This is a genomic window from Victivallis sp., assembly GCF_048170485.1.
GTDB lineage: Bacteria > Verrucomicrobiota > Lentisphaeria > Victivallales > Victivallaceae > Victivallis.
The window spans coordinates 1-10,206 of record NZ_DBEXAY010000018.1; the positions used below are offsets into that span (position 1 = coordinate 1).

Annotated in this window: 7 protein-coding genes; 5 read left to right on the top strand and 2 right to left on the bottom strand. The window is 57.6% G+C overall.

Annotated elements, in window-relative coordinates:
- Positions 1-62: 62 nt before the first annotated feature.
- Both ACMLHG_RS00955 and ACMLHG_RS00960 read left to right on the top strand, forming a co-directional pair.
- The gene (locus tag ACMLHG_RS00955; protein WP_295812584.1) at positions 63-839 is read left to right on the top strand and encodes a type II secretion system protein; all 777 of its coding nucleotides are present in this window, start codon (positions 63-65) and stop codon (positions 837-839) included.
- Positions 840-864: 25 nt separating this feature from the next.
- A complete protein-coding gene (locus tag ACMLHG_RS00960) occupies positions 865-2,445 on the top strand; it encodes a glycoside hydrolase family 5 protein (RefSeq protein WP_417169229.1) in 1,581 nt (526 codons plus the stop codon).
- A 119-nt stretch (positions 2,446-2,564) separates the two neighbouring features.
- Here the strand turns inward: ACMLHG_RS00960 and ACMLHG_RS00965 are convergent, their stop codons facing one another.
- The gene (locus ACMLHG_RS00965; RefSeq protein WP_417169230.1) at positions 2,565-5,957 is read right to left on the bottom strand and encodes a beta-galactosidase; all 3,393 of its coding nucleotides are present in this window, start codon (positions 5,955-5,957) and stop codon (positions 2,565-2,567) included.
- Positions 5,958-6,070: 113 nt separating this feature from the next.
- The gene (locus ACMLHG_RS00970; protein WP_295812576.1) at positions 6,071-6,775 is read right to left on the bottom strand and encodes a prepilin-type N-terminal cleavage/methylation domain-containing protein; all 705 of its coding nucleotides are present in this window, start codon (positions 6,773-6,775) and stop codon (positions 6,071-6,073) included.
- A 176-nt stretch (positions 6,776-6,951) separates the two neighbouring features.
- Here ACMLHG_RS00970 and ACMLHG_RS00975 point away from each other — a divergent pair, with 176 nt between their 5' ends.
- The 3 genes from ACMLHG_RS00975 to ACMLHG_RS00985 all read left to right on the top strand — a co-directional run bounded on the left by ACMLHG_RS00975 (position 6,952) and on the right by ACMLHG_RS00985 (position 10,153).
- On the top strand, positions 6,952-7,779 hold the full coding sequence (locus ACMLHG_RS00975; RefSeq protein WP_294435982.1) for a helix-turn-helix transcriptional regulator: 828 nt from the start codon (positions 6,952-6,954) through the stop codon (positions 7,777-7,779).
- A 183-nt stretch (positions 7,780-7,962) separates the two neighbouring features.
- Positions 7,963-8,685, top strand: a complete 723-nt coding sequence (locus ACMLHG_RS00980) for a sialate O-acetylesterase (protein WP_417169231.1) — start codon at positions 7,963-7,965, stop codon at positions 8,683-8,685.
- 124 nt (positions 8,686-8,809) lie between these two features.
- Positions 8,810-10,153, top strand: a complete 1,344-nt coding sequence (locus tag ACMLHG_RS00985; protein WP_417169232.1) for a tetratricopeptide repeat protein — start codon at positions 8,810-8,812, stop codon at positions 10,151-10,153.
- Positions 10,154-10,206 lie beyond the last annotated feature (53 nt).

A 10,206-nucleotide genomic window follows, 5' to 3' on the forward strand; every position in this document is an offset into this window, starting at 1 on the left:
CCTCTTGACGCAGAAATTAAAATATAGTATAATATACCTGAAAAGCAGACAAGGAGGACCGGATGAATCAATTGTCAGCACTCCCCGGAGCTGTCCGCAGAACAGGCGGAAATTTTACGTTGATCGAACTTCTCATCGTAATTTCCATCATCGCTCTTCTTGCTGCGTTGCTGCTGCCGGTGTTGAATCAGGCCCGCGGCAGGGCGCGCAGCGTACGGTGTGCCGGCAATCTCAAGCAGTTCGGCGTCGCGGTCCAACTTTACGCCGACAGCCACAACGGACTGTTCATCATTTATTCCAACGGCACGATCGGTCGTGACTGGTATCAGAATCCGGAGTTCACCAGAGCGCTCGGCTTTCACGCCAATTCCACCGGCACCAACTGGCCGCGCGGTCTGCTCTGCCCCGACTGGGAGACCACCCGCAAGAATTCCGACCTCGGCTCGCAGGAACAATTCATCGGCAACAGCTACGCCGTTTTCTACAATCTGGCGATCCATACGGCAAAGGAGGGCGACTTCCGATGCGGCACAGCAAGCGCCTCGACCTGGGCGAACAGCCAGCGGGTGCTTCAATTGTCGCGCGTAAAATCCGCGTCACGGCGAATCCTCTTTCTGGAGGCGAATGACTGGATGAGCAGTCCGATCAACACCGCATGGGGGCCGGACTTTCTGACGGGAGCGACGACGCCGAGGCAGAAATTCCGCCATCGGACCATGGCCAATTTTTTGATGATCGGCGGCAATGTCAGCACCATGGATTACCCCGCGGTCCGAACCAGCGGAACATTTACGCTGCAGGAAACGCCGGGTCGCTCCTACTGGTTCGCCTATTACTGAAACAACAGATGACAGGAGATTTTTCATGAAAAATGGATGGGTTGCAATGGCCGTCGTCACTCTGGGAGCTCTTACGGCGGCGGCGTTTGATTCTTCCGGCACACTGCTTCTGGAGGAGCGGTGCGACACCCCTTCGAAACTGGTCCGCCGGTCCGGTGAACATGTCACGCTCCCGGACGGCACCGCAGCGCTGAAGGTGACCGGCAACGAAAAGCGTCCCTTTTCCGGCGTGCGGCTGCGGCTGCCCCTCAAGCCGGAATATGCGGAAAAGGTTCTCTATCTGCGCGCCCGCCTGAAATATGAAAATGTCAGCAAACCGCTTCGCCCCTGGAATGGCGTGAAGTTCATGATTACGACCCGGCTGAACGGCAAATTCCAATACCATCAACGCGGCTCCGAATACGGTTCCCGGGAGTGGTTCGACGCGGAGATCTACGCCCCGCTGGATCCCGGCGCCGAACCGCAGGCGACCTTCTCCATCGGGCTGGAAGATTCGACCGGAACGCTGTATGTGCGGGACATCCAGGCAAGGGTGATGAATCTTACGGACCTCTATCCGGCATACGCCCCTGCCGGGTATCGCCCGCAATACACCAGACGGGTGCTCGACGAGCGCCGTCGCCGGGGCACGATGTCACCCTCGACCTTCCTGCCGGACTCCACCATCTCACAGGATCTGCCCGAACTCAAACGCTGGGGGGCAAACCTGATCCGCTGGCAGCTGATCCGCAACTGGGGAAAGACCGGCACCGATCAGGATACCGCAGAATATCTGGAATGGGTCAAAGCCAGGATTCCGGAGGTGCGCCAGGTGCTGGATTTCGCAGTTGCGAACGACATGAAGGTGGTGCTCGATCTGCACGTCCCCCCGGGGGGACGCCGGAAGCGCGGAGATATGAACATGTTCCATGAGCGCAAATTCGCGGACGCCTTTCTGGAAGCGTGGAAACTTCTGGCCTCCGCGGTGAAGGGGCATCCGGCCCTTTACGGTTACGACCTCATCAACGAGCCGACCGCCTGGAGCAAGACCCCCATCGACTACCTCGGGCTGCAATATGAAGCGGCGAAAGTGGTCCGCGCGATCGATCCGGAGACGCCGATCATCATCGAATCCAATCTGTGGTGCAAGGCGGCGACCTACAAGTACATGCAGCTTATTCCGCTGCAGGATGTGATCTATCAGCTTCACTTCTACACGCCCACCGAATACACCCACATGGGGGTTGGCGGCCGAAAAAATCGTCCGGAATTCCGCTATCCCGGCAAGTTCCGGACCACCGGTGGAAGCGAAATCATGCTCGACAAGAACTATCTTCGGGAACAACTTCGTCCGGCACGGGAGTTCCAGCTCAAACACGGGGTGAAGATTTACGTCGGGGAGTTCTCCGCCGTCCGCTGGGCGGCAGGCCGGGAACAGTACCTTGCCGATTTGATCGACCTCTTCGAGGAGTACGGCTGGGACTGGAGTTATCACGCCTTCCGCGAGTGGTCCGGCTGGAGCGTCGAACACTCCGACAACAAGGAGGAGACGGAACCGACCGCCGCTCCAACCCTGGCGAAACAGGTGTTGCTCGAAGCATTTAAACGCAATCAATCCCGTCCCTGATTCGCGTCGGTGCTTTTTCGCGACAAGCCCGGAAGCTGAGCCGGGAAATCGTCCTGCAAAGGATCGGTCTTCCCCGCCAGCTCCGGAATGAGGACAGCGCCGTTGTCTTTCTGTCTCTCTTATCGCTTCACGAACTCGAAGAAGGGGGTCGGCCCGTCCGGCAACGCGGCAGTATCAATTTCCACGCTCCAGCTTTTCCCTTCCCGGACCAGCGGCAGAGGCGCGCGGCGGATTCCGTTGACCGCCAGAGGATAGAGCTCGTATTCCCCCGCGGCGGGATGCAGCTTGAGCCGGAATTTCCCCGTCCGCAACAGCGCCGGATACCGGCCGGGATCCAGAACCGTCACCCGGTCCGCCGTCATCCGCATGCCGGTCGCCGCCTGTTCGGTACCGATGACCAGCACCATCCGGCCGGATTCCGACAGCGGCCTTCCGTCCATCGAGGTGAGCGCAATGGTCGAATTGACACTGCGCTCAAGAATCTCCAGCACCTTGAACCGCGCGCTGTTTCCCGCCAGCTGGGCGGCCCCCTCCGTCATCGGTGTGGAGACGCTCATCGAACAGCCGGTCTGATTGAGCAGAAGTTCCCCCGTATCGCTTTCAAAAATCTGCTGATCGACATCAGTCCGATTTCCGGCGGGAAGCACGCCCTTCTCCTTCAGGTGCTGAACCGTCTTCTTCAAAGAAAAGCTCTCCTTGCCCGCCGCGTCGACTTCGCTGAAGAAGAGTTCCATCCTGGCGCGGGATCCCCCGGCGGGCGCCAACGTCAGCTGCGCCTGTGCCGTGGGCGGCTGAAAACTTGACCGGCTCCGGAACGGGAGATCGGTCACCTGCAGCCCGAATCCGGTCAGCAGCGAGAGCTTGGACTGTTCGGAATTGACCGCGCTCTCCGGCGGCGCGTTTCGCAGGAATTCGGTGTCATACGACAGATCAATCCGATTTTTCGAGCGGCGGACATCGCCGCGGCCGAAAAGGCACGCGCCCAGAAATTCGTTTGCCCGGTGAAGCGGCGAATCGTAGACCCGGAACGGGTCGAGCGTGTCGGGCGGATTGTAGATGAGGTCCGGATTTCGATCCAGCCACACCCCGCCGTAGTGGATGAACAGCCCGCTGAAGTTCTGCAACGCCGCATAGGCCGGAAAGGTGAGCGCATGTTCGTACTGATACTGATTGGCGTAGCAGTGGTTGTGCTCGGTGACCAGAAGCGGCCGGTTCGCCAGCCGCGACGCGGAAGCGGTGAGAAAATGGGGCACCGCCGATTCGATGGAGCTGTTCTGCAGATACTGGGTACCGGCTTTCCCCCACCCTCCGCGAGGGTGATTGAAGTAGGTGTTGATCGAGACAATGTCGCTGCACTCCGCGCGCAGACGGCTGTGCCGGATCTGCTTGCCGCAGTTGTACTGCGTGACCAGTCCCGCATATCCCATGCGGCGAATCTCATCGGCGCACCAGAGCTGAAGTTCGGAAAGCCGGTCGAACAGAAATTCATTCCAGTCCCGGTTTTCCTGATTGTTCACCCAGAAACTGCGGGGATAATCAAAATCTTCGATCGTCTTTGCCGCCCCGGTCTCCCCCCACGCCCGTTTGACCGCTTCCAACGAACCGTATTTCGTAGAAAGAAACCGATGCCACCGCTTCAGCAGCATGGCTTTCAGCGGTTTCGGCAGCCGGGCATAATAGTGAATGCCCAGCTCCAGCTCGTTGCTGAACTCCAGACAGATGACGGCGGGCTCATCCTTCCAGGCGATGCCGGTGTAGGGGTTGACATGATTCAGCAGCTCCTCCACCAGCTTCCGCCAGGCGTTCCGCACCTCCGGATCGCCGATGATGAAGCGGAAACGCCCCTCGAGTGTATCCTGACTCGTTCTATAACGTTTCCCTAGAGAACCGAAATTCAGATTGAGATAAAAATAGATTCCCTGTTTCTTCCCTTCGGCAACCAGATAGTCCATAAAATCGAGCCAGCGGGCGTCGTAATGGAGATCCTGGAGATTCCGATTGTCCGGAATGGCTCCGATCCGGAGCGCGTTGTACCCCTGGCGCCGCATCAGTCGACAGAAGAGCGGCACATCCTGCGTGCGGTCGCGCGGAATCCGTTTCCGCTCGCCAATCCGGTAGAGGCGGTCACATGCTCCTTCGGCAAAACCGAAGAAGTGCTGTTCCACACCGGGGAGTTTTTCAAACTCCAGACCTCCGGCCGGCGAAAAACGGACCCTCCCGTATCGGCCAGCCGGACCGGGGGACAGGAAACGGCTGAAATCGATGGCGGAATTCTCCACCACCTGCAAACTCGGGAAATCCGCCGGTTTCCAGGTCGCATCCGGCTTGAATTCGTTCATTCCGACGCTCACCTCACGCGACGAGAAACTTGCCGCGCCGATGATCCAGACCGCTTTGCCGGTCGTGGCGAAGGTGATTGCCGCCACCGGCTTGCCGGGCAGCGTGAAGCGGGAGAGAAAGAATCCGCCAAATCCATGTTTGACCGGTGTTCCATAGACCTTTCTGGCATTGGCGCCGCCGGTGATGGCGATCCAGTCGAGCACGTCGCGGCCGGAACGAATCTCGTATTCGGCATTCAAGCCATCCGCGAAATGGAACTTCACCGTGCCGATGACCGTGTCTTTCGGCGTCCAGCAGGAGGTGTGCAGCAGATAAAAGAATTTTCCGCCCGGCAACGGGGCGTTGAAGGGCACTTTTGCTTCCCGCAACCCCGTGCGGCAGTAGGGAGAGTCAAAGGTCAGAACGGCTTTCCCGTCATTGTTCTTCGGGTCGATCATGGTGAATTCCATTCCGCCGAAGGAGACGAAGGCAGGATCAAATCCATGCAGATCCTGCTGCGGCCCCTGGTCGGACCAGCCGCCTTTGCCGTCGCCCGCTTCCGCATCGCCGTAATCCCGGTTGGCCCAGGCGCGCAGATCGACCGGCGTCACATCCCGCCCGGGATTCAACGGCCCGGCAAAGCGATGCTGGAAGGTCAGTTCCGTACGCTCGTCCTTTTTCACTTTGACCGTGAAAATCGCCCGGGAGTCCCCGGTGGCGAGCAGGCAGCGTTTTCCGAACTTCACGAGGCCGCGATCCTCCACCACCCGGGCGGGGAATTTCGATTCTCCGGCCAGCGTCCGCACCAGCCATTCCGGCTTCTCCTGCTCAAAATTACCATTCGGCAGCCGAGTTCCATTCAGCGAGATGTCATCGTAAAGGGTGCCGTTGACGATCCCCTTCCCCGGGGAGGAGGTGCTGAAAAACTGCACGGAAACAACGCCGTCCTTTTCCGGCACGAACGAGATTTTCCGCAGTTCCCACCGCCCGGCCTGCCCGGTCACGTCAAAACGCACCGCCTTCCCGTTCAGATCGGGGCGTTTTGAAAATTTGACATAGGTCCCCTTCCCTCCCGATTCCATCTTCGCGTCCTTGAGATTCATCGAGCCGTGCAGGTGGACCCGGCCCGTCGTCAGTGCGACCAATGTGCCGGGCAGCAGCAGACCGGCGAGCAACCATGGATGCAATTTCATTGATTTAATCTCCTGAAAAACGGTTTACAACGATTCCGCTCAAACGACGAGCGGAGATTTCCGAAACATGATGCCCCGGCATCACGCCTTCCGTCAGCAACGATCCTCAACTGTTACAGAAACGCAAACTGATAGTTTGCAGCTCGAAACCGGCCGCCATTGGTGTAAACCCAGTTGATCGGCGAGAATTTTGTGGCACAGGAGTGAAAATCGGTCCCGGCCGCATGTCCGTCGGCGAACCAGGCGTTGGCCTTGTTCCCGTGGCGGAAATGGATGCCGCATTTGCCCGGTCCGTGAAAACTCCAGGAAGGCAGCCCCGTATCGCAATTGATGCTGTCGAATAAGATCGGGAAGAGCGACGGTTCCCGCATTTTGGCGAAATGGATGGAGAGCGGATTGTTGTGGTCAAGGCCGCCGGATACCACCGGATTCCCGTGCGCTTTGTCCACGCGGTCTCCCAGCAGGTTGTTGATCCGTATTCCATAGGTTTTGGCCAGAGCGTCGCTTTCGCTGATGACCGAGGGAAAGGAGGGACAGAAGGCGTTCTTCGGAATCGCCTTGCGGGAGCCGAAAATCTCCACGCCCCAGTAGTAGTTGTCATAGCCGTCGCCGGTCACGAACTGGACCGCCAGAATATCCTTGTTCTGGTCCGCATACATCCGGCAGCTCATGCCGACCTGCTTCAAGTTGGAGATGCAGGCGACGCCGCGGGCGCGTTCGCGGGCGGAATTCAGAGCGGGCAACAGCAGCGCCGCAAGGATCGCGATGATCGCTATAACAATCAGAAGTTCAATCAAGGTAAAACAAGTTTCACGCATATATTCCTTCTCCCTCGTTGTTCCGGTGCATCACTTTTGAACGATACTACATTATACTATAAACCGGCGGGAAAAACAAGAGAAGAATTATGACAAAAATATGACTTTTGGGGCAGTATGCGGTTGTAAAACTGCAGAAAAATTGTATTTTAAAGACAGAACATTCAGGAGAGACGATGCCGAAGAAACGTGGTTTTTCCTACGCCCTGCTCGGTTCGGTGAGGAACCCGGTGCCGATACCGCTGCCGCTCTATGTGCACGCGCTCGGCCATACGGCGCGCTACTTCCCCTATGTCGAGGACTTGCCGCCGCGGGAGGAGCCGTTCGTCGAACTGTACTGGTGCATCGCGGGTGCCGGAAAATTCTATCTGGAAGGGGAAGAGCCGCAGATCATGCGTCCCGGCGACGTCTTTTACCGGCTGGAAGGGGAGCGTCACCATCACGAGATCGTCGAGGAGCCGTGGGAATACCGCTGGCTGACGTTCGCCGGGCCGCTGGCGGAAGCGTTGCTGCGCTCCTATCAGTTCCCCCGCAAGTGCTTCCATGCCGGGAAGTGCCCGACGGAACTCTATATGCGCCTGGAATCCCTCATGCGCGAAAAAAGCGATTTCAACTATCGGGAATCGGTTGCGGTGATCTGTTCCATTCTGGCCCGCATCCGCGGAGAGGAGAGCATCACCTCGCGGGACGCCGGCCTGACGGGACGGGCGAAGGACATCTGTTCGATCCATTATCAGGACCCCACCTTCGACATCAATACGCTCGCGGCGGTACTGAAGGTGAACCGCTGGACTCTGCGGCGGGTCTTCCGGCGCTACCTCAATACGACGCCCAGCGAATTCCTCTTTCAAATGCGGATGAATAACGCGATGAAGCTGTTGCGGACAACACGGAAACCGATTGCAAAAATTGCCGGCGAGTGCGGTTTTTCCGACACCAGCTACTTCTGCAAGGTGATCCGGGAGACCACCGGCGTCTCGCCGTCGCGGTTGCGCGGGCTGTGAGTTTTCGCGAAAAGTATTCCCGGGCGGGGCTGGACGAGTACATCGGCTAAGTGATGCAATGCAGGTGGCACAGCTCCTTTGCTGTCATAAAAATATAAAAAACTGCAGGTTTTATCCATGGTTTTCAGAATCGCCCGGTGATATAGTAAAAGGAAGGCGAAAACAATGGAGAAAAGAACCTCTATGTTTGACAACAAAAAGCTGATGCTGGTTCTGCTTGCCGGTCAATCCAATATGGCCGGTCGCGGAGAAATCGAACCGGAAGACCGGGAGGAGATTCCCGGACTTCTGATGATCAATCGGAATTTCGAATGGGTTCCGGCGGTGGAGCCGGTGACGGCGGACCGTTCGTTCGCCGGGGTCGGCCCGGGGCGTACCTTCGGCAGGCTGCTGCTGGAGGCGAATCCCGGCTGCACGGTCGGGCTGGTGCCGACCGCGGTCGGCGGCACGCCGATCTCCGCCTGGAAGCGGGGCGGCAGTTCCCCGTGGGATCCGCGGGAACGTCCCTACGATCAGGCGATCGAGCGGGCCACCGCGGCATTGCAGCGGGGCGTTTTCGCAGCAGTGCTCTGGCATCAGGGAGAAACTGACGCAAAATTGAAAAACCGCCGCTATGCGGAAGATTTGAAGGAGGTCATCCGGAATTTCCGCGCCGACCTGCCGCTTGCCGGGGTGCCCTTTCTCTGCGGCGGACTGGGAGAGTACCTGACGGGGGGCCAATACGACTTCCCGTCGATCGACGCGGACATCAAGACGGTTGCGGCGGAACTGCCGGAGCTGGGCTACGTCTCCGTGGCGGGGTTGACGGACAAGGGGGACAACCTGCATTTTTCCAGCGCCTCCGCCCGCGAACTGGGGAGACGTTACTTCGCGGAATATCAGCGTCTCGTCAATCGCGTCCGCTGAAACCGCGGCATTCCTCCTCTTCCAACTTGCAATCCCGGAATTGTGCGACTATTGTAAATTATCGCATTTTTCATCGTATATTTCGGGACTGTTCCGAAAACGCCGAACCGAGGGGGGAAACCGATTGAAGAAAATCTTCCTGACTATTTTTTCCGCCGTGCTGAGCACGGTTCTCATCTCCTGCGCCCGGCCGGCCGGTACCGATTCCGGGAAGCGGGATTTTTCCGCTCTGCCCCCCGCCGAACTCCGCGCGGCTGCGGAACAGGGAGACCAGAAGGCACAATTCAACCTTGGCGTCCGCTATTACAAAGGCGAAGGTGTGGAACAAAATTGCGCCGAAGCGGTCAAGTGGTTTCGAAAAGCTGCTCAGCAGGGAAATGCCAAAGCACAATACGACCTTGGCGTCTGTTATTACGAAGGCGAAGGAGTGGAACAAAATTATGCTGAAGCGGTCATGTGGTTTCAAAAAGCGGCACAGCAGGGAAATGCCAGCGCACAATACAACCTTGCAATCTGTTATGATAACGGAAAAGGTGTAACGCAGGATTACACGAAGGCTGTCCAATGGTACCGTAAGGCTGCAAAACAGGGAGATGCCAAAGCACAATTCAATCTGGCCATCTGTTATAACAACGGGGAAGGAGTAAAGCAGGATTATGTGGAGGCAGTCCAATGGTATCGTAAAGCCGCACTACAAGGACACGCAGAGGCACAATTCAATCTTGGCGTCTGTTATTACGAAGGCGAAGGCGTGGAACAAAATTATGCTGAAGCGGTCAAATGGTTTCAAAAAGCGGCACAGCAGGGTACTGCCTACGCACAATACAACCTTGGCGTCTGTTATTACAATGGCAAAGGTGTGGAACAAAATTACGCCGAGGCAGTCAAGTGGTATCAAAAGGCCGCAGAACAGGGACATGCAAAAGCACAATTCAACCTGGGTGTATGTTGTTACAAAGGCGTAGGCGTGGAACAAAATTATGCTGAGGCGGTCAAGTGGTATCAAAAGGCCGCAGAACAGGGACATGCAAAAGCACAATTCAACCTTGCTCTATGTTATGATAACGGAGAAGGCATAACGCGGGATTATGCCGAGGCGGTCAAGTGGTTTCGCAAGGCCGCAGAACAGGGAGATGTCAGCGCACAATTCAACCTTGCTCTATGTTATGATAACGGCGAAGGCATAACGCAGGATTGCACGGAGGCGGCAAAGTGGTATCAAAAGGCTGCGGAACAGGGACATGCAGGAGCTCAAAACAACCTGGGGGCATGCTATAAATACGGCGAAGGCGTGAAGCAGGATTACGCAAAGGCGGTCAAGTGGTATCAAAAGGCCGCGCAGCAGGGAAATGTGAACGCCATGCGGAACCTCGCCCGCTGTTACCGACGCGGCCGCGGCGTGGAAAAGAACGACGTGAAGGCCGCCATCCTGTCCACCGCCGCTCTTCTGCAGCGCCTCGCCCGATAAGGTAAATGTCGGTGGTGCCGTACAGAGCGGCACCGCTTCTCCATCGTCAGAAA

Bases quoted from the DNA above. Each gene is read 5' to 3' on its own strand.
- ACMLHG_RS00955 (WP_295812584.1), top strand. From the start codon at position 63: ATGAATCAATTGTCAGCACTCCCCGGAGCTGTCCGCAGAACAGGCGGA.
- ACMLHG_RS00960 (WP_417169229.1), top strand. From the start codon at position 865: ATGAAAAATGGATGGGTTGCAATGGCCGTCGTCACTCTGGGAGCTCTT.
- ACMLHG_RS00965 (WP_417169230.1), bottom strand. From the start codon at position 5,957: ATGAAATTGCATCCATGGTTGCTCGCCGGTCTGCTGCTGCCCGGCACA.
- ACMLHG_RS00970 (WP_295812576.1), bottom strand. From the start codon at position 6,775: ATGCGTGAAACTTGTTTTACCTTGATTGAACTTCTGATTGTTATAGCG.
- ACMLHG_RS00975 (WP_294435982.1), top strand. From the start codon at position 6,952: ATGCCGAAGAAACGTGGTTTTTCCTACGCCCTGCTCGGTTCGGTGAGG.
- ACMLHG_RS00980 (WP_417169231.1), top strand. From the start codon at position 7,963: ATGTTTGACAACAAAAAGCTGATGCTGGTTCTGCTTGCCGGTCAATCC.